We start from the raw sequence: 24,011 nt of genomic DNA, 5'->3' as shown, positions 1-24,011 counted from the left end.
GAAAGTGCCCCCGAGCGGCCGGCGAGTGTGCTTCCAGATGTTGCTCACTTTCCTGCACAGGCACTGGCAACAGCCCTTCGTGAAAATAGATATACACTCCAGCCAATCTATAAAAACCGCCCACCGGGTACCCTGCTCATGATGACCCTGCGTCAGATCCGTCATTTCATCGCGGTGGCCGAGACCGGCTCCATCTCCGCAGCCGCGCAAACCGCATTCATTTCCCAATCGACGTTGACCCTGGCGATCCAGCAACTGGAGGAGGAAATCGGCGTCAGCCTGTTCAGCCGCCACGCCAAGGGCATGACCCTGACTCACCAGGGCCATCAATTCCTGCGGCAGGCGCACCTGATTCTGGCTACCGTGGACAATGCCAAGCGCAGCCTGCAACAGAGCACCGATCAGGTCGCCGGGCAGTTGATTGTCGGCGTGACCAGTCTGGTCGCCGGTTACTACCTCGCCGATCTGCTCACCCGTTTTCAGCGCGCCTACCCCAATGTCGAAATCCGCGTGATGGAGGACGAGCGCCCCTACATCGAGCACCTGTTGGTCAGCGGCGAGATCGATGTCGGCGTGCTGATCCTCTCCAACCTCGAAGACCGTCACGCCCTGCAGACCGAAGTGCTGACCCACTCGCCGCACCGTCTGTGGCTGCCGGCCCAGCATCCATTGCTGGAACACGACAGCATCAACCTCGCCGACGTCGCTCGCGAACCGCTGATTCAACTGAACGTCGACGAGATGGATCGCAATGCCCAGCGCTTGTGGCGCGGCGCAGGGCTGCAACCGAAGATCACCCTGCGCACGGCCTCCACCGAAGCCGTGCGAAGCCTCGTAGCGGCGGGTCTGGGCGTATCGATTCAACCGGACATGACTTACCGCCCGTGGTCACTGGAGGGCGACATCATCGAAGCGCGGCCGATTGCCGACCTCAACCAGACCCTCGATGTCGGTCTGGCCTGGCGCCGCGGTACTGCACGCCCCGCTTTGGTCGACCCGTTTTTAACCGTGGCCCGCGAGCAGCCGCACGGCGGACGCAAGCCATCTATTTAATCGAATGCCACCTTCAGTATTTAGAATTTGTCGACCTCGGAGCCGCGCACTAGTCTTGCTGCATCTATAAGACGGTCGGCTCCCGGGCACGGGAGCAACAATGACCACACAAGAAAAGAGATCGCGGAAAATGGCTGGCGTGCAGACCCCGATGTGTACCGCGTTGTTGATCGACGGCGAACTGGTCGCCGGGCAAGGTTTTGTCGAACCGATCCTCAACCCGGCCACCGGTGAAATCCTCACCCACATTGCCGAGGCCAGCACCGAGCAGGTCGAAACTGCGATCCTCGCCGCTCACCGCGCCTTCACAGAATGGTCACGCACCACGCCACAGCAACGCTCAAACCTGCTGCTGGAAATCGCCAACGCCGTCGAGAAACACGCCGACTACCTCGCCCGCCTCGAATCCTTGAACTGCGGCAAGCCGCTGCACCTGGCTCGGCAGGACGATCTGACCGCCACCGTCGACGTGTTCCGCTTCTTTGCCGGCGCCGTGCGCTGCCAGACCGGTCAGCTCAGCGGTGAATACCTGCCGGGTTACACCAGCATGGTGCGCCGCGATCCGATTGGCGTGGTGGCGTCGATTGCGCCGTGGAACTACCCGATCATGATGGCCGCGTGGAAAATCGCCCCGGCCCTCGCCGCCGGCAACACCCTGGTGTTCAAGCCATCCGAACACACGCCGCTGTCGATCCTCGCACTGGCGCCAGCGCTCGCCGAGATCCTGCCGCGCGGGGTCATCAACATCATCTGCGGCGGTGGCGAAGGCGTCGGCAGCCATCTGGTCGGTCACGCCAAGGTGCGCATGGTCTCGCTGACCGGCGATATCGTCACCGGGCAGAAGATCCTTCAGGCGGCGGCAAAAACCCTGAAACGCACACACCTTGAACTCGGCGGCAAGGCCCCGGTGATCGTCTGCAACGACGCCGACATTCAAGCGGTGGTCGACGGCGTGCGCACTTACGGTTACTACAACGCCGGGCAGGACTGCACCGCTGCTTGCCGGATCTACGCGCAGGCCGGGATTCACGACAAACTGGTCGCCGAGCTCGGCGCAGCGGTCAGCAGCCTGCGCTTCGCCGGCAAGCGCGATGCCGACAACGAGATCGGCCCGCTGATCAGCACCCGCCAGCGCGACCGCGTCGCCAGTTTCGTCGAGCGCGCCCTCGGCCAGCCGCACATCGAGCGGGTGACCGGCGCGGCGGTGCATTCCGGCGCCGGTTTCTTTTACCAACCGACGCTGCTCGCTGGCTGCAAACAGAGCGATGAAATCGTCCAGCGCGAAGTGTTCGGCCCGGTGGTCACCGTGACCCGCTTCGACGAACTCGCGCAAGCGGTGGACTGGGCCAACGACTCCGAATACGGCCTCGCGTCGTCGGTATGGACGCAGAATCTGGACAAGGCGATGCAGGTCGCCGCCCGTTTGCAGTACGGCTGCACGTGGATCAACAGCCACTTCATGCTGGTCAGCGAAATGCCCCACGGCGGGCTGAAACGTTCGGGTTACGGCAAAGACTTATCCAGTGATTCGTTGCAGGACTACAGCGTGGTGCGGCACATCATGGCCCGCCACGGCCAGCATCTCTGACTACGCTAATAACAAGCCGCAAAACGGCATGGCTTCACCGCGTTCACAACTGCCCCGACCATAATTTAAAGAAGAGGGTTCAACCATGTTCGTGCACAAGACCGCACTGCTCAGTGCAATCACTACAGCCTTGCTGGCCAGCGCCAGCCTGCAAGCGGCCGAGCCGCTGAAGGCTGTCGGCGCCGGCGAAGGTCAGCTGGATATCGTGGCCTGGCCGGGCTACATCGAACGTGGCGAGAGCGACAAGGCTTACGACTGGGTGAGCGGTTTCGAGAAGGAAACCGGCTGCAAGGTCAACGTCAAGACCGCCGCCACCTCCGACGAGATGGTCAGCCTGATGGCCAAGGGCGGTTACGACCTGGTCACCGCTTCGGGCGATGCCTCGTTGCGCTTGATCGTCGGCAAGCGTGTGCAACCGATCAACACCGCGTTGATCCCGAACTGGAAATCCCTCGACCCACGGCTGAAAGATGCGCCGTGGTACGTGGTCAACAACCAGACCTACGGCACCCCGTATCAGTGGGGCCCGAACGTGCTGATGTACAACACCAACGTGTTCAAGACGCCGCCGACCAGCTGGAACGTACTGTTCGAGGCGCAGAATTTCCCCGACGGCAAACCGAACAAAGGCCGCGTGCAGGCGTATGACGGCCCGATCTACATCGCCGACGCGGCACTGTACCTGAAAACCGCCAAGCCTGAATTGGGGATCAAGGATCCGTATCAACTGACCGAAGCGCAGTACAAAGCCGTGCTCGATCTGTTGCGCGCGCAGCAGCCGCTGATCCACCGCTACTGGCATGACACCACCGTTCAGATGAGCGACTTCAAGAACGAAGGTGTGGTGGCGTCAAGTGCCTGGCCGTATCAGGTCAACGGCCTGATCAACGAGAAACAGCCGATCGCTTCGACCATCCCGAAAGAAGGTGCCACCGGTTGGGCCGACACCACCATGCTGCACGCCGAGGCCAAGCACCCGAACTGCGCGTACAAGTGGATGGACTGGTCGTTGCAGCCGAAAGTCCAAGGTGATGTGGCAGCGTGGTTTGGTTCCCTGCCAGCCGTGCCGGCGGCGTGCAAGGAGAGCGAACTGCTCGGCGCCGAGGGCTGCAAGACCAATGGCTTCGACCAGTTCGACAAGATCGCCTTCTGGAAAACCCCGCAGGCTGAGGGCGGCAAGTTCGTGCCTTATAGCCGCTGGACTCAGGACTACATCGCGATCATGGGCGGTCGGTAAGCCCGAGAACAACTTGGTCTAACTCCCTTTCCCCCTCTCCCCCATGGGGGAGAGGGCTGGGGTGAGGGGGTAGCTTTTGGCTTTGCCCTTGATTTCAGAGCAATGGCCAATAAAGCCACCCTCACCCCCCGCCCTCTCCCGGAGGGAGAGGGAGCTAAAAGCAATATCAGCGCCCTGCACACTTCCTGTAGGAGCTGCCGCAGGCTGCGATCTTTTCGACGCCACATACGACTTTTTGAAAGCCCGCTTTACCGGAGCACCGCACCATGACGCTTGCAGTCCAGTTCACCAACGTTTCCCGGCAGTTCGGCGAAGTGAAGGCCGTTGACCGGGTTTCCATCGATATCCAGGACGGCGAGTTCTTTTCCATGCTCGGCCCTTCCGGCTCGGGCAAGACCACCTGCCTGCGCCTGATCGCCGGGTTCGAACAACCGAGTGCCGGCTCGATCCGCATTCACGGCGCCGAAGCCGCCGGTCTGCCGCCGTATCAACGTGATGTAAACACCGTGTTCCAGGATTACGCGCTGTTCCCGCACATGAACGTGCTGGACAACGTCGCCTACGGCTTGAAGGTCAAAGGCGTGAGCAAAACCGAGCGCCACAAACGCGCCGAAGAGGCGTTGGACATGGTCGCCCTCGGTGGCTACGGCGCACGCAAACCGGTGCAGTTGTCCGGCGGTCAGCGCCAGCGTGTCGCCCTCGCCCGCGCCCTGGTCAATCGCCCACGGGTGCTGTTGCTCGATGAACCGTTGGGCGCTCTCGATCTGAAACTGCGCGAGCAAATGCAAAGTGAATTGAAGAAGCTGCAGCGCCAGCTCGGCATCACCTTCATCTTCGTCACCCACGACCAGACCGAAGCGCTGTCGATGTCCGACCGCGTGGCGGTGTTCAACAAGGGCCGCATCGAACAGGTCGACACTCCGCGTAATCTGTACATGAAACCCACCACCACGTTCGTCGCCGAATTCGTTGGTACTTCGAATGTGATTCGTGGCGATCTCGCACGGCAAATCAGCGGTCATCCGCAGCCGTTTTCGATTCGCCCCGAGCACGTGCGTTTTGCCGAAGGCCCGCTCGCCAGCCATGAAATCGAAGTCAGCGGTCTGCTCCACGACATCCAGTATCAGGGCAGCGCCACGCGCTATGAACTGACCCTGGAAAACGGCCAGACCCTGAGCATCAGCCACGCCAACAATCAGTGGATCGACAGCAGCGCGCAGCACCAGACCGGCCAGCGCCTGAGCGCACGCTGGGCGCGGGAAGCGATGATCCCGCTGCATGACACCGTCGCGAGCGGGGTCTGACATGAGCACGCTCGCAATGACCCAGGCACCGCCCTTGCGCCGGTTTTCCAACCTGCTCTATCGCAAGCCGAACCTTTATCTGTCGCTGCTGCTGGTGCCGCCGTTACTGTGGTTCGGCGCGATCTACCTCGGCTCGTTGCTGGTGCTGTTGTGGCAGGGGTTCTACACCTTCGACGACTTCACCATGGCGGTCATCCCTGACCTGACCCTGGCGAATTTTGCCGCGCTGTTCCAGCCGTCGAACTTCGACATCATCCTGCGCACGCTGAGCATGGCCATCGTCGTGTCGATCGCCAGCGCCATCGTCGCGTTCCCGATTGCGTACTACATGGCGCGCTACACCACGGGCAAGACCAAGGCGTTTTTCTACATCGCGGTGATGATGCCGATGTGGGCCAGTTATATCGTCAAGGCCTACGCCTGGACGTTGCTGTTGGCCAAGGGCGGCGTCGCGCAATGGTTCGTGCAACATCTGGGACTGGAGCCAGTGTTGCAGTTCATTCTGGGGATTCCCGGAGTGGGCGGCAGCACCCTGTCGACCTCGCATCTGGGACGGTTCATGGTGTTCGTCTACATCTGGCTGCCGTTCATGATCCTGCCGATTCAGGCCTCGCTGGAGCGCTTGCCGCCGTCGCTGTTGCAGGCTTCCGCCGACCTCGGTGCCAAGCCGCGTCAGACCTTCGTGCAGGTGATCTTGCCGCTGTCGGTGCCCGGAATTGCGGCCGGTTCGATCTTCACTTTTTCCCTGACCCTGGGCGACTTCATCGTGCCGCAACTGGTCGGGCCGCCGGGCTACTTCGTCGGCAGCATGGTGTACGCCCAGCAAGGTGCGATCGGCAACATGCCGATGGCGGCGGCCTTCACGTTGGTGCCGATTGTGCTGATCGCGGTTTACCTGTCCATCGTCAAACGTCTGGGGGCCTTCGATGCACTCTGAAAAGGCTTCTATCGGTCTGCGCATCGCCGCCTGGGGCGGGTTGGTATTTCTGCACTTCCCGATCCTGATCATCTTCCTTTACGCCTTCAACACCGAGGAAGCCGCGTTCAGCTTTCCGCCGAAGGGCTTCACCCTGCACTGGTTCAGCGTGGCGTTTTCGCGGCCGGATGTGCTGGAGGCGATCAAGCTCTCGCTGCAGATTGCCGCCATCGCCACGTTGATTGCGATGGTGCTCGGCACGCTGGCTTCGGCAGCGTTGTACCGTCGCGATTTCTTCGGCAAACAGGGCATTTCGCTGATGCTGATTTTGCCGATTGCTCTGCCGGGGATCATCACCGGGATCGCGCTGCTGGCAACGTTCAAGACGCTGGGGATCGAGCCGGGGATGTTCACCATCATCGTCGGCCACGCGACCTTCTGTGTGGTGATCGTCTACAACAACGTCATCGCCCGCCTGCGCCGCACGTCGCACAGCCTGATCGAAGCCTCGATGGACCTCGGCGCCGACGGCTGGCAGACCTTCCGCTACATCATCCTGCCGAACCTCGGCTCGGCCTTGCTGGCCGGCGGAATGCTGGCGTTTGCGCTGTCGTTCGACGAAATCATCGTCACCACGTTCACCGCCGGGCATGAGCGCACGTTGCCGTTGTGGCTGCTCAACCAGCTCAGCCGCCCACGGGATGTGCCGGTGACCAACGTGGTTGCCATGCTGGTGATGATGGTGACCATGCTGCCGATCCTTGGCGCGTATTACCTGACCCGGGGTGGCGAGAGCGTCGCGGGCAGTGGTGGGAAATAGACATCTATCGGACACCTAGATCCCCTGTGGGAGCGAGCTTGCTCGCGAAGGGGCCATGACATCCAACATTGATGTCGGCTGACACACCGCCTTCGCGAGCAAGCTCGCTCCCACAGGTTTCTCAATTCGGCCAGAACAATAAAAGTGTTAGCGAGGACAATGAAATGCAAACCAGACTCTTGATCAACGGCCACCTGGTCAACGGCGAAGGCCCGGCCCAACCAGTGCTCAACCCGGCGCTCGGCAGCGTACTCGTGGAAATCAATGAAGCCTCCGAGGCCCAGGTCGACGCCGCCGTGCGCGCCGCCGATAACGCCTTCGCCGAGTGGTCGCAAACCACGCCGAAAGACCGTTCGCTGCTGCTGCTCAAACTCGCCGACGCCATCGAAGCCCATGGCGAGGAACTGGCGAAACTCGAATCCGACAACTGCGGTAAACCCTACAGCGCCGCACTGAACGACGAGATCCCGGCGATTGCCGACGTGTTCCGTTTCTTTGCCGGCGCCAGCCGTTGCATGAGCGGTTCGGCCGGTGGCGAATACTTGCCCGGCCATACCTCGATGATCCGCCGCGACCCGGTAGGCGTGATCGCCTCCATCGCGCCGTGGAACTACCCGCTGATGATGGTCGCCTGGAAAATCGCCCCGGCCCTCGCTGCCGGTAATACCGTGGTGCTCAAGCCGTCGGAACAAACCCCGCTGACCGCGTTGCGTCTGGCCGAACTGGCGTCGGAAATCTTCCCGGCAGGCGTGCTCAATCTGGTGTTCGGTCGCGGTCCTACCGTCGGCAGCCCGTTGGTCACGCATCCGAAAGTACGCATGGTCTCGCTGACCGGCTCCATCGCCACTGGCTCGAACATCATTTCCAGCACCGCCGACAGCGTCAAACGCATGCACATGGAGTTGGGCGGCAAGGCCCCGGTGATCATCTTCGACGACGCCGACATCGATGCCGCCGTCGAAGGCATTCGTACGTTCGGTTTCTACAACGCCGGCCAGGACTGCACCGCCGCGTGCCGGATCTACGCGCAGCAAGGCATCTACGACCAGTTCGTCGAGAAGCTTGGCGCTGCGGTCAGCAGCATCAAGTACGGCTTGCAGGATGATCCGTCGACCGAACTGGGGCCGCTGATCACCGCGCAGCATCGCGACCGCGTCGCCGCATTCGTCGAACGTGCCGTAGCGCAGTCGCACATTCGCTTGATCACCGGCGGCAAGGCTGTTGAAGGCAATGGGTTCTTCTTCGAACCGACGGTGCTGGCCGACGCGCAACAGGATGACGAGATCGTTCGCCGCGAAGTGTTCGGGCCGGTGGTGTCGGTGACCAAATTCACCGATGAAGCGCAGGCGCTGGAGTGGGCCAACGATTCCGACTACGGCCTCGCCTCCTCGGTGTGGACGGCGGATGTCGGACGCGCGCATCGCTTGTCCGCACGGTTGCAGTACGGCTGCACCTGGGTCAACACGCACTTCATGCTGGTCAGCGAAATGCCGCATGGCGGTCAGAAATTGTCCGGCTACGGCAAGGACATGTCCATGTACGGGCTGGAGGACTACACCACGGTTCGGCATGTGATGTTCAAGCATTAACAGCAAAAAGATCGCAGCCTGCGGCAGCTCCTACAGGATGGACGCCGTACCCCTGTAGGAGCTGCCGCAGGCTGCGATCTTTTTTCGCGACACACGGATGATGTCGGCGATTCACCACCAGGCTTCACCAAAACCAAAACAATAACGACCGACCCGGGCGGCGCGTACAAAGCCCCGCCACGGCCTCGGCCATCCGAAATCTGCCGATTTCCCGGAGCAAAACACATGAGTGCCTCACCCGAACTCTCGGCCGCCGTTGCCGACAGCGATGCCGAACAACTGCGCAAACTCGGCTACACCTCGAACTTCAACCGCAGCATGAGCCTGTGGGAAAACTTCGCCCTGGGCTTCACCTATCTGTCACCGGTCGTAGGGGTTTATACCCTGTTCGGCCTGTGCCTCGCCGCCGGCGGGCCACCGATGTTCTGGGCCTATCTGCTGGTCGGTTGCGGGCAGTTGCTGGTGTGCCTGGTCTTCGGCGAAGTGGTTTCGCAGTTCCCGATTTCCGGCGGCGTTTATCCGTGGGCGCGGCGTCTGGTCGGCAAGAAATGGGCGTGGATGGTCGGCTGGATCTACTCCATCGCCCTGTGCGTGACCATCGCTGCGGTGGCTGTCGGTGCCGGCCCGTATCTGGCGGCAATGCTCGGGTTTGAACCGAGCAACAACACCAACATCGTCATCGCGCTGGTGCTGACCTTGTTCGCCACACTGGTCAATCTGAGCGGCACCAAAGTGCTGGCGCGCATCGCGATGTTCGGTTTCCTCTGCGAACTGGTCGGCGCGGTGATCGTTGGCGTGTACCTGCTGATTTTCGAACGCCATCAGCCGTTGAGCGTGCTGTTCAACACCTTCGACATCCGCGTCGACGGCTCGTACCTGCCGGCATTCCTCACCGCCTCGCTGGCGGGGATGTTCCTCTACTACGGCTTCGAGGCCTGCGGCGACGTCGCCGAAGAAACCCCGAACCCCAGCGCAAAAATCCCGGTGGCCATGCGCATGACCATCTATATCGGCGGCATCGCGGCAATGTTCGCTTGCCTGGCGCTGATCCTCGCCGTGCCGGACATGCAAGCGGTGATCAACGGCACCGACAAGGACCCGGTCACCACCATCCTCAACAACGCCTTCGGCCCAGCCGGCTCGAAAGTGGTGATGGGCGTGGTGATGATTTCCTTCATCTCCTGCGTCATCAGCCTGCAGGCTGCGGCGAGTCGTCTGCTGTACTCCTACGCTCGCGATGAAATGGTCATCGGCAGCCGACTGCTGAAAAAGATTTCTCCTACCACTCAGGTGCCCGTTGCCGCGCTGTTCGTGTCCGGCGTCCTGCCCGCCCTGATCATCGCCCTTGGTTTCTTCCTGCAAGACGCCGTGGCCACCATCGTCAGCTTCGCCGCCATCGGCATCTACCTCGCGTTCCAGATGATCGTGCTGGCCGCCCTGTACGCCCGCAGCAAAGGCTGGAAACCCAGCGGCAAATTCACCCTCGGCGCGTGGGGCTGGCCGGTGAACATCGGCGCGCTGGTGTACGGCGTCGGCGCGATCATCAACATGGCCTGGCCACGCACGCCGGATGCGGCGTGGTACGTGAACTATGCGATGGTGTTGAGCACGGCGATCGTGATTGGGGTGGGGTTGGTTTACATGTGGATCGGCAAGCCGTATGACCATGGGAAGGCACCGGCTGGGGATGCTTGGAAGGTGAGTCGCTAAATATCAGCAACCGGCCCGCAAAGATGCGGGCCGGTGCAGGGTGCTAGATGAGTTGAGGCTTGGATAATGTCTCGAACTCATCCATCAGCAAATGGATTTCCGTACTGGGATTGGGCTCGCCACTGACGGCGACATCCTCAAGCACTTTCGGCGCAAGCGTTCTCGCCCGCTGGAACGGCTCACCCAGCAACCGGGTGAAATAACTGATGTCTCTGCCCTTCTCATAACCCGCCATATCCGGCTTAGTCCTCAAGCACTTGTTCACCAGATCACCTGGGGAGTTTTTCCCGGCGGCCCGATATGGCTTCCGACTGAAGCCAAAGTGCAAAAGGAGCCAGAACTCGAAGCACGGATACGATGCGATGACGTTGATTTTTGGATGCAATTTGGCCGTCCTCAACGCACGCTCGAAGCACAGATGCGTATCGCGATCCAATACACAAAATACCTTGTCGAAGCGTTTCTGCCGCATCACTGCCCGCTCAACGATACCGCTCGGGTGTGTCACACCGCAGTGGACGATCTCAACCTGAGCCCTGGCCCGAAAGTGAAATGCGGCTTCCTCCAGATAACGCTTTCCCGACTTGCTGTCCTCACAGAGCACAAGCACTTTGGGTTGCGGTTTGAAGCGTGACGCTTTTCGATCAAACGATTTGTTCAAACTCACCATTGTCAGCCCTGCCTGATCAGCGGCAGCCCGCGATAGCGTCCCTCGAAATAACGTTTCTCAACGTCCTCGCTTTCTCGGCCTTCAAAGTCGTGAACGGAAAACAGACTCGTCGCACCGTAAGCATCACGTTCCGTAATCCAGAACTGATCACGCCGCAGAATCTTTTCATTCATCAGGTGCGTGTCGTGAGTGGTGAAAATCAACTGGGTATTCAGCCCGCTGTCCAAATGTTTGCCAATCAAGTCCACGACAATTTCAGGATGCAGACTGCTGTTCAACTCATCGACACAGAGAACGCCGCTGCCACCAGCCTGATTCATCATGAACCAAGGCAACCAGAAGCCGATCAGGCTCCTGGTACCGCATGACTCTTCGGCAAAATCGAATTCGGCTTCGCCTGAGATACTGGAGTGCGTAAGGGGCAATCTGTCTCCTTGCGCAGCCGCAACGAACTCCTTCAATGTCATTTTTCTGTTGGTTGGAGGCGCCACAGAATGCTCCGAACTGAGCTGGATGGCTGATACAGGAATATCCAGAGCACAGAGAAATTCGCGTAGATCGCTGGTATGACTTTCAGCCATCTGAAGAAAGCGAATCGATGCTGAAGACAGGCTGCGCATGTTGCTCTGTTCGACCACCAGCAGGCCTCTTTGAAACCAGCAAAACGGTGCGCGCAACTGGGTCAGCTCTTCGCTGCTATGGATAACGGCTTGCGCGATGAACAGCATCTTGGGACTGGTCAAACGCCCCCAGGCACAATGTACGTCTTTACCGCCTTCAAGAGTTTTGCCAAAGGTGTAATGCTCGCCCTGAGTATCAACTTGACGGTTGTACAGCAAAGTCTCTTTTCCTTTTGGATAGCAGAGCAATTGTTCATGAACAATTCGCTGTGCCGTCAACGCGAGCACAAATCGATAGCGCAGCCCACATTGCACGAAATCGTATTCAAAAATGCTGGGAGACTCTTTGAGCGCTGCGTCAAAGCGAAAGGATGCAACGGGTAACACGTCATCCTGGATGCCTGCTGGCGTCGCCAGCAACCTGCTCACTATCCCCATCGCACGAACTAGTGAGGACTTGCCTGAAGCGTTCGGGCCATAAATGGCAGCGACCTTGAGCAGGTCCGGAAGTTTTTCAGTGGTCGTGGTGACGTTGAAAGTGTTTCGGGTTTTGCTCAAGCGCGGGCTTGCTGCCATGGACAGGGTTTGCCTGTCACGGAACGAGCGATAATTGGAAACCGAAAATTCGATCAGCATGGAGAAAACCTGCAGTTCGTTGCATGGATCTCCATAAATAATTGAAAAAACGCGCCGCAGATGCAGGCCGGCTGCAGACAGCGCAAAAACAGGCATTTCCTACAGATACAGCCTTCGCGAAAAAGTACTGTTTCCTACGCTGTACTTGCACCTGGACTTGGCGCCGCTAGCGCCTGAACGATGGCGTTTATCCCGCTACTGCAGATTCAGAAGTCCGGGGTCAGAGGCTTGAAGTGCTGGAGTTGACGCACGGCCAGAAGCCGTATCCGGTGTTGGCTACTTGTCGCTGATGCTCACCCGAACAACAAACTTGTGGCTAAGGAGCTTGCTCCCTAACCACAAGTGGCTATCCAAACACTAAAACCGCGAAACACTCCTCATCGCATCCACCAGATACCGCATCGCAATCCGGTCACTCTCTGACAACTCGCGATAACGCTCCACCAGCTTCAGCTCTTCAGAACTCAAACGACGCCTTCTGCGTCCGCTGCTCAGGCAGGGGAAGATGCCGAGCATTTCGGCGATGCCTTGTATTTTTGCCATGGACGATGTCCTTCTCTGATACTTCGAAGAATTGCTTGATCACCACATCGCCCTGCCCCTTATAGCAGCGCCTGTGCCCCGCCGGTCGTGCCGGCCATGTTCATAGAATAGAAATTTAATCGGCGCTGAAAAGCGGTTTTTAGAGTAATTAGTCGAAAAAAGCAGAAATGCCATGTAAATCAGAAAGGCTTGTCAGATATTTAACCGACATGTCTTGTTTCATTGACACTCTGTCACTGTGTATCAACGAATTTTGCTCGGCGAGCGAACCGTTTAAGCTAGCCGGCATCTGTTAATAGTCCGTTGCGTTTGGCCGAAGGCTTGTCCGAACCGTTATTTCTGATCCAGCACGTGCCAGGAAAGGCGCGGGATTGCTCACGACAGGTTGTATTTATGCACCGCAGGAATTTGCTCAAAGCGTCGATGGCCATTGCGGCTTACACCGGTCTCTCGGCTTCCGGCCTGCTGGCCGCCCGGGCCTGGGCGGCCAATGGTGGCGCCGCTGATGGTGAGGCACAGGCCTTCGATTTCGAAGCGCTCAAGCGCCAGGCCAAGCAACTGGCCGGTTCGGCCTATCAGGACAGCAAACAGGTGCTGCCGCCAACGCTGGCGACCATGACCCCGCAGAACTTCAACGCGATCCGCTACGACGGCGATCATTCGCTGTGGAAGGAAAACAAGGGTCAGCTCGATGTGCAGTTTTTCCACGTCGGCATGGGTTTCCGTCAGCCGGTGCGCATGTACAGTGTCGATCCGAAGACCCGGACCGCCCGCGAAGTGCATTTCCGCCCGACGCTGTTCAACTACGAGAACACCTCGGTCGATACCCAGCAGCTCAAAGGTGACCTGGGCTTTGCCGGTTTCAAGCTGTTCAAGGCGCCGGAGCTGGATCGCCATGACGTGGTGTCGTTCCTCGGCGCCAGCTATTTCCGCGCGGTGGATGCGACTGGCCAATATGGCCTCTCCGCTCGCGGCCTGGCCGTCGACACTTACGCGAAAAAGCGCGAAGAATTCCCGGATTTCACCAAATTCTGGTTCGAGACCCCGGATCAGAACGCCACTCGCTTCGTGGTCTACGCCCTGCTCGACTCGCCGAGCGCCACCGGTGCGTACCGCTTCGATATCGATTGCCAGGCCGAGCGCGTGGTGATGGAAATCGACGCCCACATCAACGCGCGTACCGCCATCGAACAACTGGGCATCGCACCGATGACCAGCATGTTCAGCTGCGGCACCCACGAACGCCGCATGTGCGACACCATCCACCCGCAGATTCACGACTCCGATCGCCTGGCGATGTGGCGCGGTAACGGCGAGTGGATCTGCCGTCCGCTGAACAACCCGGCGACCCTGCAGTTCAACGCGTTCGCCGACACCGATCCGAAGGGCTTCGGTCTGGTGCAGACCGACCACGAGTTCGCCAACTATCAGGACACCGTCGACTGGTACAGCAAGCGCCCGAGCCTGTGGGTCGAGCCTACAACCGCGTGGGGCGAAGGCTCCATCGATCTGCTGGAAATTCCTACCACCGGCGAAACGCTCGATAACATCGTCGCGTTCTGGACGCCGAAAAAGCCAGTGGCCGCCGGCGATTCGCTGAACTATGGCTACAAGCTCTACTGGAGCGCCCTGCCACCGGTCGGCACGCCGCTGGCGCGAGTGCATGCGACCCGTTCCGGCATGGGTGGCTTCGTCGAAGGCTGGGCACCGGGCGAGCATTACCCGCCGGTCTGGGCGCGACGCTTTGCCGTGGACTTCACCGGCGGCGGCCTCGATCGCCTGCCGCAGGGCACCGGGATCGAACCGGTGGTCACCTGCTCTAACGGCAAGGTGCAGGACTACAGCGTGCTGGTGCTCGATGACATCAAGGGTTACCGGATCCTGTTCGACTGGTACCCGACCAGCGACAGCGTCGATCCGGTGGAACTGCGCCTGTTCATCCGCACCAATGACCGCACGTTGAGCGAGACCTGGCTGTACCAGTACTTCCCGCCGGCACCGGACAAGCGCAAGTATCCTTGACGATTTGAGGCGCCTGCGCGGGCCTCTTCGCGAGCAAGCCCGCTCCCACTCTGGCTCGCGGTCGATCACACAATTTGTGACTGACACGGAACCAGGGTGGGAGCGGGCTTGCTCGCGAAAGCGGCAGAACATTCAACATCAGATATTGAAGAAACTGCGTCAGGTCAGTGGGCAATACAGATGAATGTCTTTGGGTTCTTGATCAAACAGCTCAGGATCCGGTTGATCAACCGACCGGCAGCCCTGACGTTGATAGAACTCCACGGTGCTGCGCGATTCAGTGGCTGACACATACAACGCCTCGGCACCGAATCGCCGGCCCTGCTCGCAGGCCAGCGCAAACAACTTCGCTCCCAGCCCCTGCCCCCGGTAGTCGCGGCTGATGTGCAGAAACTTCAACTGGCGCATGCTCAGTCCCTGATTGTGAATAACCCGGTTATCCACAACCACCGCCGCGACCAGCGCCTGCCCGTCGAAAACCCCGTATAACCAGCCACCTCGCCGCAAGCACTTCGCCAGCGCCCGCGCATTTTCTTCGGCCTCCCCTTCCGGCCATCCGCGCATGTCGAAACGTGCCGGGTAAAGCACCAGCACGCCGTTCTCCAGGCGATAGCACTCTTCCACCAGCTCACTGCGGTCGATCTGCGCCAGCAGCAGCAAGTCGTGTTCGGTCAGTTCTCGTTCGATCAACATGCTCGACTTCCTTGGCAAATGGCAGGCAAGAAAAAACCCGCCGGTTCAATGGCGGGTTTTATAGACGTTACACCGGTTTGAAATCAATGGCGCAGGTCAGACTCGTGGATCGGCTGATCACGATGGGTCGCGCGTTGATACTGCGCCGGCCACACCGCCTGGCGCCCGCCGAGATCATCGTCGGCGTGCAGCGGCCAGTAAGGATCGCGCAGCAACTCGCGGGCGAGGAAGATGATGTCGGCTTGGCAAGTGCGCAGGATATGCTCGGCCTGCGCCGGCTCGGTAATCATGCCCACGGTGCCGGTGGCGATGCCTGACTCCTTGCGCACCCGTTCGGCGAAGCGCGTCTGATAACCCGGCCCCACAGGAATCTCGGCGTTGGCGGCGGTACCACCGGAGGAGACGTCGATCAGATCCGCTCCCAGTGCCTTGAGGCGACGCGCCAGTTCCACGGTTTCATCCGGGTTCCAGCCGTCTTCAACCCAGTCGGTGGCCGACACCCGGACGAACAGCGGCAGCTCTTGCGGCCACACCTCGCGAACGGCCTCGGTGACTTGCAGCACCAGACGAATGCGGTTTTCGAACGAACCACCGTATTGATCGCGGCGTTGATTGCTCAGCGGTGACAGAAACTGATGCAGCAGATAACCGTGGGCGGCATGTACCTCGACCACGCTGAAACCCGCGGTCAACGCGCGTTTGGCGGCGGCAACGAAGGCCTGAATGACCTCTGCGATCTGCCCTTCATCAAGCTGTTTCGGTTGTGTGTGTTGCGGATCGAAAGCAATCGGCGATGGCCCGACCGGGGTCCAGCCGCCATCCTCCGGTTTGACGCTACCGTGTTTGCCGATCCATGGCCGATGGGTGCTGGCCTTGCGCCCGGCGTGGGCCAGTTGAATGCCGGCAACAGCGCCCTGAGCGGTGATGAAGCGGGTGATGCGTTGCAGCGGTTCGATCTGTTCGTCGTTCCACAAACCGAGGTCTTCGGCGGTGATCCGCCCGTCGGCGGTAACCGCCGTGGCTTCAGTGAATATCAGGCCGGCGCCGCCCACCGCGCGGCTGCCCAGGTGCACCAGATGCCAGTCGTTGGCCAGACCGTCGACGCTGGAGTACTGGCACATCGGCGACACGGCGATGCGGTTGGGCAGGATCAGTTGGCGGAGGGTAAAGGGTTCGAGCAGCAGACTCATGGGGCACCTCTCAAATCAGTGGGCAGGCTCCAGGGTTCTGTTTGAAAAGTCGACGAGTGACAGGAAAAGGTGCAGCACCCGCCCCCGCGGGCAAAAAATTCGACAAGACGTCACAAGGCCAATCAAGCAGTGCTTAGAGCCTAGTCGACAACCGGGGATGAGGGAGGGTTCAGAGTGATTCAGTGTGTGAAAGGGTGCTTTCGCGAGCAGGCCCGCTCCCACAAGGGCAACACTGTACCTGTGGGCGCGGGCTTGCTCGCGAATGGCGTCAGCGCGGTTCGATGTGGGCAATCATCAGTTGCACCGTCTCGTTACCACGAAACTCGTTAACGTCGAGCTTATAGGCAAGTTCGACCCACTGAATGGTCGGGTTCGGCCACACATCGCGGTCGATACCGAAGGCAATGCCATCGAGCTTCACCGAACCGCACTCGCTTTTCAGCACCACTTTCAGGTGCCGCTCGCCGACCACCCGCTGCTCGACCAACTGGAACACGCCATGGAACAGCGGCTCCGGAAAATGCTGGCCCCAAGGCCCGGCATGACGTAATGCACGAGCCAGCTCCAAGTGGAACTCCTCGACCGCAAGCGTGCCATCCGACAGCATCCGCCCGGTCAGGTCTTCTTCGCGAAGTTGCCGCCGCACTTCGGCATCGAAAGCCTCGGCGAACAGCGGAAAATTCTCTTGCGGCAAGGTCAGGCCGGCCGCCATCGCGTGACCGCCGTACTTGGCGATCAGGTTCGGATGCTGCGCCGCCACCACGCTCAAAGCATCGCGGATGTGGAAACCCTGCACCGAACGGCCCGAGCCCTTGAGCAAACCATCGCCGGCATCGGCGAAGGCAATGGTCGGGCGGAAATAACGCTCTTTCATCCGCGAGGCGAGAATGCCGATCACGCCCTGGTGCCACTCGGGATCGAACAGGCACAGGCCAAACGGCATCGACTCCACCGGCAAGTCCTTGAGCTGGGCCAGTGCCTCGCGCTGCATGCCCTGCTCGATGGATTTGCGATCCTGGTTCATGCCGTCCAGTTGCGCGGCCATTTCCCGCGCCAGATTAGCATCGGCGGTCAGCAGGCATTCGATGCCCAGGCTCATATCGTCCAGACGCCCCGCCGCGTTCAAACGCGGGCCGACGATGAATCCCAGGTCTGTGGAGGTAATCCGCGCCGCGTCACGCTTGGCGACCTCAAGAATCGCCTTGATCCCCGGACGGGCACGCCCGGCGCGAATCCGCTCGAGGCCCTGATGCACCAGAATGCGGTTGTTGGCGTCCAGCGGCACCACGTCGGCGACGCTGCCCAGCGCCACCAGATCCAGCAGTTCACCGATGTTCGGCTGCGGTTTGCTTTCGTACCAGCCGAGGCTGCGCAGGCGCGCGCGCAAGGCCATCAACACGTAGAAAATCACCCCGACCCCGGCCAGCGCCTTGCTCGGAAACTCACAGCCCGGCTGGTTCGGGTTGACCAGCGCATCGGCCAGCGGCAGTTCATCGCCGGGCAAGTGGTGGTCGGTGATCAAGACTTTCAGCCCTGCGCGCTTGGCGGCGGCCACGCCTTCGACGCTGGAGATGCCGTTGTCGACGGTGATCAGCAACTGCGGCTCGCGCGTCAGGGCGACTTCGACGATTTCCGGGGTCAGGCCATAGCCGTATTCAAAGCGGTTCGGCACCAGATAATCGACATGCGCCGCGCCCAGCAGACGCAAGCCGAGCACGCCGACCGTACTGGCGGTCGCGCCATCGGCGTCGAAGTCACCGACGATCAGAATCCGCTGACGCTGCTCCAGCGCCGTCACCAGCAGATCCACCGCCGCCTCGATGCCCTTGAGCTGCTGGAACGGAATCAACCGCGCCAGACTTTTATCCAGCTCCGCCTCGGACTGCACGCCCCGCGCGGCGTACAAACGCGTCAGCAAAGGTGGCAGGTCACCGAGAAACGGCAGCGTGGCAGGCAACGGTCGAGGATCAATACGCATGGGGTAACGGAAACTTCTCTTGAATACGTGGGATTAATCAGTGAACGACGCAGGATCAGCCGCGTTCACCGGCCAGCCATTCCAGCTGGACTTCGTGCTGGCCACGGTCGTCAGTGACGAAGATCGTGCCTTCGCTGATCATCACGTCCCACTTGATGACGCGCGGCATGTCCTTGGCCAGGGTTTCCAGCACCTCTTGCGGCACGGCGGCGATGTTGACGTTTTTCAGGTTCTTGGCCACCGGTACCACTTTGCCTTCCCACACGCGCAGGCTGCCGTAGGCCAGCAGGCTGGTACGTTCGGTGCGACGCGAGCACCAGGTCAGACGATCGGCGTCCGGCTGGCCAACTTCGATCCAGTGCAGAACGCGGTCATCCAGGCTTTTTTCCCACAGCGCAGGTTCATCCACGTCCGACAGACCACGGCCAAACGACAGCAGCTCGTTGTACCAGAGGGCGTAGGCCAGCAGCCGCACGGTCATGCGCTCTTCGGTTTCCGAAGGGTGACGGGCGATGGTCTGCTTGACGCTCTCGTAGACGTTACGGTCGAGGTCGGTGAGGTTCAGTTCGAATTTGTACGTGGTAGACGGCTGGGCCATGAACGGGCTTCTTGATACGAGGAAAGTCGGCAAGTCTAACCGATGCCGTAGGCAATCATCGAATTGATGGCGATCAACCTGCGGCGTCTGACAGCCGGCTATGTTAAAACGCTGTATCCGCTCAGCCTTGTCCTACAGGATTCAGTATGCCGTTCGCCAACAAACCGCTCAGCGGTGTGAAAGTCATTGAATTGGGTACGTTGATTGCCGGGCCGTTTGCCTCGCGCATTTGCGGCGAGTTCGGCGCCGAAGTGATCAAGATCGAATCGCCCGACGGCGGCGATCCGCTGCGCAAGTGGCGCAAATTGTATGAAGGCACCTCGCTGTGGTGGTTCGTCCAGGCGCGCAATAAAAAGTCGCTGACGCTGAACCTCAAGCACCCCGAGGGTCTGGCGATCCTGAAAAAACTCCTCGGCGAAGCCGACATCCTGATCGAGAACTTTCGCCCCGGCGTGCTGGAAAAACTCGGGCTGAGCTGGGAAACCCTGCACGCGCTGAATCCGAAACTGGTGATGGTGCGCCTCTCCGGTTTCGGCCAGACCGGGCCGATGAAAGATCAACCGGGCTTCGGCGCGGTCGGCGAGTCCATGGGGGGTTTGCGCTACATCACCGGTTTCGAGGACCGGCCACCGGTGCGCACCGGGATTTCCATCGGCGATTCGATTGCCGCGCTGTGGGGCGTGATCGGCGCGCTGATGGCGCTGCGTCATCGCGAGGTCAACGGCGGGCTCGGCCAAGTGGTCGATGTCGCGCTGTACGAGGCGATTTTCGCCATGATGGAAAGCATGGTGCCGGAGTTCGACGTGTTCGGTTTCATCCGCGAGCGTACTGGCAACATCATGCCGGGCATCACGCCGTCATCGATCCACACCAGCGCCGACGGCAAGCACGTGCAGATCGGTGCCAATGGCGACGCGATCTTCAAGCGCTTCATGCTGATCATCGGCCGCGAGGATCTGGCCAACGACCCGACGCTGGCGAGCAACGATGGGCGCGATAATCGTCGCGACGAGTTGTATGGGGTGATCGACCGCTGGGTCAACTCGCTGCCGCTGCAAAATGTGCTCGACCTGCTCAATCAGGCGGATGTACCGGCCAGCCGGATCTTCAGTGCCGAAGACATGTTCAGCGATCCGCAGTACCTCGCTCGGGAAATGTTCCTGCAGGCGAAACTGCCGGACGGCAAGCCTTTCAAGATGCCGGGCATCGTGCCGAAACTCTCTGAGACACCGGGCACTTCCGAATGGGTCGGACCGCAACTCGGTGAACACAATGCGCAGGTACTGCACGATCTTGGCTACGACGAACAGCAGATCGCCCGACTGCGCGCAGACGGAGCCATTTAATCTGAAACATCACTGGACATCGGACGCCAACCGCGCCCACCACTGGTGGACGTGGCGGCTGTTCGGCCTGTTGTTTCTGCTCGCCCTGCCCGCCTGGGCACAGGCGAAACCCACGCTGGTCTGGTTGTTGCGCGATCTGCCGCCCCTGACCATCTTCGAAGGCCCGAAAAAGGGTCAGGGCGTCATCGACCAACTGCTGCCGATGCTGATCGCCGGCATGCCGCAATACGAACACACGCTGATGCGGGTCAATCGCGCCCGCGGCATGCAGATGCTGCACGAGCCGTCCTTCACCTGCGACCCCTCGCTGATCTGGAGCAAGGAGCGCACGCAATGGATCGCTTTTTCTATCCCGGCATTTCGCGCTGTCAGCAATGGTCTGGTGGTGCGGCAGAAAGATCGCGACGTACTGGCACCTTACCTGGTCGATGGCGAAGTCGATCTGACGGAATTTCTGGCCAATGGCGAAATCAAGGTCGGGGTCGTCGCAGAGCGTAGTTACGGCGAATTTCTCGACAATCTGCTCAAGCAGGCACCCGGCGGCGCACTGACGCCGCATTACGGCAACGATGCCCTGAGCAGCCTGCTGTCGATGCAGCGTCTGGGGCGTCTGCAAGTGGTTTTGGGTTACTGGCCGGAGATCCGCTATCAGGCGCAGCAGGCGCAAATTGCCGAAGATGAACTGGTGTTCTACCCGATTCGCGGCACCGGCAAGTATCTGTCTGGCTATGTCGGATGTTCCGATACGCCCCAGGGCCGTCAGGCGATCAGCGAGATCAATCAACTGCTGCGTACCCTGCCCCATGCGCAACTTGACCGGTCGTACGCCGACTGGCTGGATCCCGAGATGCGCACGGATTACCTGCAACAGGCGCGGATGTTTTTCGAGCAGCAGACCGCGCAATAAAATCTGCGGGCAAAAGAAACCCCGAGAAGTGGGGAGACGACTCGGGGTTAAACGTGGTCTACATAAAGACCCGTAGCAGCAAGCGACAAGCACCGGAGCACAATGCTTGATCCTGCTGTTATGGGGTCTGACTGACGGGAGTGCAGGAAGGTTCCCACAAAAAATATTTCATCTTTACAGTGCCGCGCGCTTATCCAGCGCTGCATTGCGCAAAGCCGCGATCACACAGGGCTCCAGTCGACCTTCGGCGATCAGCACATCACGGTGCAAACCGTCGACCACATCGGTCAGCAGGCGCTTGTCGGTCAATTGCGCCTGATTGAATTCGCGCTCCACCACGATGGCCCCGTTGCTGTTCTTCAGCGTCACCAGGCATTCGCCATGGGCGCCACACGGAGTCAACGTGACCTGATACGGGCTCAGAGCCTCACCGAGCAATAGACTGATACTTTCCATCTCGATCTCCACTCAATAGTCCGAAAACATTGTGCCTGGGGCGTGTTCACAATAAATGACCACCCGCCCGAGAAGAAAGTTCTGAATACCGCGCTGCTCCCGGAGCAGTTAGCGGTCTGTCAAAGAATGCACGGTGAAGATGACAGAAACAAAACCGTCGGTTCAGGCATCCGACGGATGGGCTGCCGTTTGCAGGTAGCTGTCCAGCAGCCCGCGCATCAGTACCGCCGAGACCGGCGTCTGCAAGCGCCCCAGCAGCTTCAGGTCCTGAGCGTGCAGCATGCTTTCGAGATCGCTCAGCAGACCCGGTGCCATCCGCCCCAGCAGGATGACGGCGCTGGCCTCCCGTCGGGCCGCCAGATGCCGGATCAGTGCCAGGCCTTCCCCGCCTTCCAGTTGCGGATCGCAGATCGCGATGTCGACCCGGGTACGACGCTCCAGCGAACAGCGCGCCGAAGACAGCGACGGCGCCGTCAGTACGTCATAGATGCCGACCGCGTTGAGCATCTGGTGCAACGCCATCATTCGATAAGGATCAGGTTCTAGAATCAGGACTTTGAGCGAGCGCATGGGCGACCTCGGAAACGGCAATCGCGGATTTGTCCGCAGTTGCCGCCCACTTTAGGGCAGCCTCCTTCAGTCCCCCATCGGAAAAGGAGGCGCGTGACATAGGAAATTTCCCTGTATCACTGCGATGTCATACCGTTGTTGCGTCGCGCTGAGTGATATCCGTCCAGCCGCCGAGCAGGCCTCGCAATTCGCCTTTCGCGCTGTAGAACGGCACGGTCCACTGGTAGATTTCCCGATTGCCATTATTGAATTGCAGGCGGCGTCTACTGAAGCGGGTTCTGCGTGTCCTCAACTGAATCATGAACTCATCATGCAGTATCCCGGCGGTGGCTCGCGGTAGCGCATCGACGTCGATCAAGCGGCATCCTTTCACCTGCTCAAAGCGAATCGACAACGCCTCTTCATAACTTTTGTTGCACAGAATCAGGCGCCCCTCCAGGTCTCGAACGAACACCGGATCAGGCATGGCATCAATCAACGCACGCTGGAACACCAACTGATCGCCGAGTTCGCTTTGCACGTCTCGATGCTGTTTGATCACAGCCGCCATTCGCCGATTCCATAACAGCGACATCACACAAAAGCCCCCGACCAGAACCACGCCCCAGCAGCTCGATCGGAGCCAGTGCTGCCAACCGGCGGCGGCCGGCTTCGGGCCGATGCCGCCCAGCCATTTCAGGCGAATGGCTCGTAGCTCTGAGGCCGGGAATGCTTCCAGAGCCTTGTTCAGAATGCTCAGCAATTGCGGCTGGCCTCTGCGCACCGCCAGAAGATCGGCCTCCCACTTGCCCTCCAGCAGTTCGCCGACCTGCAGCAGGCCCGAAGGGTAGAGTTGCGCGCCGATCTCGTTTTCGATGGTGGCATAGGCTTCGCCGCTCTCGACCAACGCCCGCGCCTCGGCATAGGTTTTGACCGAACGTAATTCGATGGACGGATAATCGCGCCGGATCATCCCCTCCAGCGCGTGCCGGCCAGGTAATACCAGCACCCGTTTGGCCAACTGCTCCAACGATTCCAGACCGGGTTCGCCGGCACGGCCGACGAACACCCAGCCGGCACCACCAAAGGCATGGCTGAAATCCAGACTCAAACGGCGCTCATCATTCATCGCCAGGGTCGTGCTCATGTCCGCTGCACCGGTTTCCAGGCGCTCGAGCATCTGCGCGGTCGAGAAGGATTCCCGGTAGATGAACTGTAATCCGGTCATGGCACTGATGCGTTTGAGCACATCACTGTTAAGGCCACTCCAGTGACCGTGCTCATCCAGGAACAGGTACAACGGGTATTGCTCCGCTGCCACGATCACCGTCGGGTTATCCCGGATCCATTGCAGCTCTTCCTCATCCAGCACCACGGTGCCGATGTTCAACTGCTCTTCATCATGCGCCAGGTGCGCCGCCGCACCCACGCGCCAACCCCACAACAGGCACAACAGAAGTACCCGCTTCAGGGTGTGTTTCCATCCTCTTTCAAACAGCATTGCCACTTCCTTCGTGATCGACTCACCCGTCCTTCATGGGCGAAAACCCGAGCAGTGTGGCAGCAGAAACAAAAAAGCCCGTCAG

Annotated in this window: 21 protein-coding genes; 11 read left to right on the top strand and 10 right to left on the bottom strand. The window is 60.2% G+C overall.

What is annotated here, in order from left to right:
* Positions 1-138: 138 nt before the first annotated feature.
* The 8 genes from V9L13_RS26095 to V9L13_RS26060 all read left to right on the top strand — a co-directional run bounded on the left by V9L13_RS26095 (position 139) and on the right by V9L13_RS26060 (position 10,217).
* Complete coding sequence (locus V9L13_RS26095; protein ID WP_007967749.1) at positions 139-1,053, top strand: LysR family transcriptional regulator; 915 nt, start codon at positions 139-141, stop codon at positions 1,051-1,053.
* A 130-nt stretch (positions 1,054-1,183) separates the two neighbouring features.
* Positions 1,184-2,641, top strand: coding sequence for a gamma-aminobutyraldehyde dehydrogenase (locus V9L13_RS26090; protein WP_338802904.1), 1,458 nt, complete (start codon positions 1,184-1,186; stop codon positions 2,639-2,641).
* An 85-nt stretch (positions 2,642-2,726) separates the two neighbouring features.
* Complete coding sequence (gene ydcS / locus V9L13_RS26085; RefSeq protein WP_338800901.1) at positions 2,727-3,878, top strand: putative ABC transporter substrate-binding protein YdcS; 1,152 nt, start codon at positions 2,727-2,729, stop codon at positions 3,876-3,878.
* A 266-nt stretch (positions 3,879-4,144) separates the two neighbouring features.
* On the top strand, positions 4,145-5,182 hold the full coding sequence (locus V9L13_RS26080) for an ABC transporter ATP-binding protein (protein ID WP_096795796.1): 1,038 nt from the start codon (positions 4,145-4,147) through the stop codon (positions 5,180-5,182).
* Between the two features lies 1 nt (position 5,183).
* The gene (locus V9L13_RS26075) at positions 5,184-6,119 is read left to right on the top strand and encodes an ABC transporter permease (RefSeq protein ID WP_338800900.1); all 936 of its coding nucleotides are present in this window, start codon (positions 5,184-5,186) and stop codon (positions 6,117-6,119) included.
* Positions 6,109-6,918 carry an ABC transporter permease gene (locus V9L13_RS26070; protein WP_047292776.1) on the top strand — a complete coding sequence of 270 codons (810 nt, stop codon included), beginning with the start codon at positions 6,109-6,111 and terminating at the stop codon, positions 6,916-6,918. Before V9L13_RS26075 ends, V9L13_RS26070 begins: the two co-directional genes overlap by 11 nt.
* A gap of 164 nt (positions 6,919-7,082) precedes the next feature.
* Complete coding sequence (locus V9L13_RS26065; protein WP_338800899.1) at positions 7,083-8,507, top strand: gamma-aminobutyraldehyde dehydrogenase; 1,425 nt, start codon at positions 7,083-7,085, stop codon at positions 8,505-8,507.
* 225 nt (positions 8,508-8,732) lie between these two features.
* A complete protein-coding gene (locus V9L13_RS26060; protein WP_338800898.1) occupies positions 8,733-10,217 on the top strand; it encodes an amino acid permease in 1,485 nt (494 codons plus the stop codon).
* A 43-nt stretch (positions 10,218-10,260) separates the two neighbouring features.
* Here V9L13_RS26060 and V9L13_RS26055 read toward each other — a convergent pair whose 3' ends face one another.
* The 3 genes from V9L13_RS26055 to V9L13_RS26045 form a co-directional block, all read right to left on the bottom strand.
* Entirely contained in the window at positions 10,261-10,887 is a 627-nt protein-coding gene (locus tag V9L13_RS26055; RefSeq protein ID WP_003222016.1) for an RloB family protein, read from the bottom strand.
* A 2-nt stretch (positions 10,888-10,889) separates the two neighbouring features.
* Positions 10,890-12,143 (bottom strand): ATP-binding protein, encoded by a 1,254-nt coding sequence (locus V9L13_RS26050; protein ID WP_338800897.1) that lies wholly within the window; start codon positions 12,141-12,143, stop codon positions 10,890-10,892.
* A 357-nt stretch (positions 12,144-12,500) separates the two neighbouring features.
* A complete protein-coding gene (locus tag V9L13_RS26045; RefSeq protein ID WP_041063212.1) occupies positions 12,501-12,686 on the bottom strand; it encodes a hypothetical protein in 186 nt (61 codons plus the stop codon).
* Positions 12,687-13,079: 393 nt separating this feature from the next.
* On the opposite strand from V9L13_RS26045, the gene V9L13_RS26040 reads away from it, so the two are divergent.
* Positions 13,080-14,708: a glucan biosynthesis protein D gene (locus V9L13_RS26040; protein ID WP_338800896.1), complete on the top strand. Its 1,629-nt coding sequence runs from the start codon at positions 13,080-13,082 to the stop codon at positions 14,706-14,708.
* Between the two features lie 159 nt (positions 14,709-14,867).
* On the opposite strand, the gene V9L13_RS26035 is transcribed toward V9L13_RS26040, so the two are convergent.
* The 4 genes from V9L13_RS26035 to V9L13_RS26020 form a co-directional block, all read right to left on the bottom strand.
* Entirely contained in the window at positions 14,868-15,401 is a 534-nt protein-coding gene (locus V9L13_RS26035; protein ID WP_338800895.1) for a GNAT family N-acetyltransferase, read from the bottom strand.
* An 83-nt stretch (positions 15,402-15,484) separates the two neighbouring features.
* Positions 15,485-16,591 carry an NADH:flavin oxidoreductase/NADH oxidase gene (locus V9L13_RS26030; protein WP_338800894.1) on the bottom strand — a complete coding sequence of 369 codons (1,107 nt, stop codon included), beginning with the start codon at positions 16,589-16,591 and terminating at the stop codon, positions 15,485-15,487.
* Between the two features lie 268 nt (positions 16,592-16,859).
* Complete coding sequence (gene recJ, locus V9L13_RS26025) at positions 16,860-18,569, bottom strand: single-stranded-DNA-specific exonuclease RecJ (RefSeq protein WP_338800893.1); 1,710 nt, start codon at positions 18,567-18,569, stop codon at positions 16,860-16,862.
* A 55-nt stretch (positions 18,570-18,624) separates the two neighbouring features.
* Positions 18,625-19,167 carry a YaeQ family protein gene (locus tag V9L13_RS26020; RefSeq protein ID WP_025112200.1) on the bottom strand — a complete coding sequence of 181 codons (543 nt, stop codon included), beginning with the start codon at positions 19,165-19,167 and terminating at the stop codon, positions 18,625-18,627.
* A gap of 146 nt (positions 19,168-19,313) precedes the next feature.
* Between V9L13_RS26020 and V9L13_RS26015 the strand changes: the two genes are divergently transcribed.
* Positions 19,314-20,513, top strand: a complete 1,200-nt coding sequence (locus V9L13_RS26015; RefSeq protein ID WP_262141889.1) for a CaiB/BaiF CoA-transferase family protein — start codon at positions 19,314-19,316, stop codon at positions 20,511-20,513.
* Positions 20,461-21,420, top strand: a complete 960-nt coding sequence (locus V9L13_RS26010; protein WP_338800892.1) for a TIGR02285 family protein — start codon at positions 20,461-20,463, stop codon at positions 21,418-21,420. The genes V9L13_RS26015 and V9L13_RS26010 overlap by 53 nt, the downstream gene beginning before the upstream one ends.
* A 174-nt stretch (positions 21,421-21,594) precedes the next feature.
* On the opposite strand, the gene V9L13_RS26005 is transcribed toward V9L13_RS26010, so the two are convergent.
* From V9L13_RS26005 to V9L13_RS25995, 3 genes are all read right to left on the bottom strand, one after another.
* A complete protein-coding gene (locus V9L13_RS26005) occupies positions 21,595-21,876 on the bottom strand; it encodes a DUF3509 domain-containing protein (protein ID WP_003221998.1) in 282 nt (93 codons plus the stop codon).
* Positions 21,877-22,038: 162 nt separating this feature from the next.
* Positions 22,039-22,446, bottom strand: a complete 408-nt coding sequence (locus V9L13_RS26000) for a response regulator (RefSeq protein ID WP_338800891.1) — start codon at positions 22,444-22,446, stop codon at positions 22,039-22,041.
* Between the two features lie 127 nt (positions 22,447-22,573).
* On the bottom strand, positions 22,574-23,926 hold the full coding sequence (locus V9L13_RS25995) for a transporter substrate-binding domain-containing protein (RefSeq protein ID WP_338800890.1): 1,353 nt from the start codon (positions 23,924-23,926) through the stop codon (positions 22,574-22,576).
* Positions 23,927-24,011 lie beyond the last annotated feature (85 nt).

It is taken from the genome of Pseudomonas sp. RSB 5.4 (assembly GCF_037126175.1).
GTDB lineage: Bacteria > Pseudomonadota > Gammaproteobacteria > Pseudomonadales > Pseudomonadaceae > Aquipseudomonas > Aquipseudomonas fluorescens_H.
The sequence above is the reverse complement of the archived record's forward strand: the minus strand, read 5'-3'. Positions and strand labels throughout refer to the sequence as shown.

Excerpts from the sequence above, each read along its gene's own strand:
- V9L13_RS26075 (WP_338800900.1), top strand. The coding sequence starts at position 5,184 with ATGAGCACGCTCGCAATGACCCAGGCACCGCCCTTGCGCCGGTTTTCC.
- V9L13_RS26020 (WP_025112200.1), bottom strand. The coding sequence starts at position 19,167 with ATGGCCCAGCCGTCTACCACGTACAAATTCGAACTGAACCTCACCGAC.
- V9L13_RS26035 (WP_338800895.1), bottom strand. The coding sequence starts at position 15,401 with ATGTTGATCGAACGAGAACTGACCGAACACGACTTGCTGCTGCTGGCG.
- V9L13_RS26030 (WP_338800894.1), bottom strand. The coding sequence starts at position 16,591 with ATGAGTCTGCTGCTCGAACCCTTTACCCTCCGCCAACTGATCCTGCCC.
- ydcS (WP_338800901.1), top strand. The coding sequence starts at position 2,727 with ATGTTCGTGCACAAGACCGCACTGCTCAGTGCAATCACTACAGCCTTG.
- V9L13_RS26040 (WP_338800896.1), top strand. The coding sequence starts at position 13,080 with ATGCACCGCAGGAATTTGCTCAAAGCGTCGATGGCCATTGCGGCTTAC.
- V9L13_RS26045 (WP_041063212.1), bottom strand. The coding sequence starts at position 12,686 with ATGGCAAAAATACAAGGCATCGCCGAAATGCTCGGCATCTTCCCCTGC.
- V9L13_RS26015 (WP_262141889.1), top strand. The coding sequence starts at position 19,314 with ATGCCGTTCGCCAACAAACCGCTCAGCGGTGTGAAAGTCATTGAATTG.
- V9L13_RS26000 (WP_338800891.1), bottom strand. The coding sequence starts at position 22,446 with ATGCGCTCGCTCAAAGTCCTGATTCTAGAACCTGATCCTTATCGAATG.
- V9L13_RS26095 (WP_007967749.1), top strand. The coding sequence starts at position 139 with ATGATGACCCTGCGTCAGATCCGTCATTTCATCGCGGTGGCCGAGACC.
- V9L13_RS26050 (WP_338800897.1), bottom strand. The coding sequence starts at position 12,143 with ATGCTGATCGAATTTTCGGTTTCCAATTATCGCTCGTTCCGTGACAGG.
- V9L13_RS26070 (WP_047292776.1), top strand. The coding sequence starts at position 6,109 with ATGCACTCTGAAAAGGCTTCTATCGGTCTGCGCATCGCCGCCTGGGGC.
- V9L13_RS25995 (WP_338800890.1), bottom strand. The coding sequence starts at position 23,926 with ATGCTGTTTGAAAGAGGATGGAAACACACCCTGAAGCGGGTACTTCTG.
- V9L13_RS26055 (WP_003222016.1), bottom strand. The coding sequence starts at position 10,887 with ATGGTGAGTTTGAACAAATCGTTTGATCGAAAAGCGTCACGCTTCAAA.
- V9L13_RS26080 (WP_096795796.1), top strand. The coding sequence starts at position 4,145 with ATGACGCTTGCAGTCCAGTTCACCAACGTTTCCCGGCAGTTCGGCGAA.
- V9L13_RS26065 (WP_338800899.1), top strand. The coding sequence starts at position 7,083 with ATGCAAACCAGACTCTTGATCAACGGCCACCTGGTCAACGGCGAAGGC.
- V9L13_RS26005 (WP_003221998.1), bottom strand. The coding sequence starts at position 21,876 with ATGGAAAGTATCAGTCTATTGCTCGGTGAGGCTCTGAGCCCGTATCAG.
- recJ (WP_338800893.1), bottom strand. The coding sequence starts at position 18,569 with ATGCGTATTGATCCTCGACCGTTGCCTGCCACGCTGCCGTTTCTCGGT.
- V9L13_RS26060 (WP_338800898.1), top strand. The coding sequence starts at position 8,733 with ATGAGTGCCTCACCCGAACTCTCGGCCGCCGTTGCCGACAGCGATGCC.
- V9L13_RS26090 (WP_338802904.1), top strand. The coding sequence starts at position 1,184 with ATGGCTGGCGTGCAGACCCCGATGTGTACCGCGTTGTTGATCGACGGC.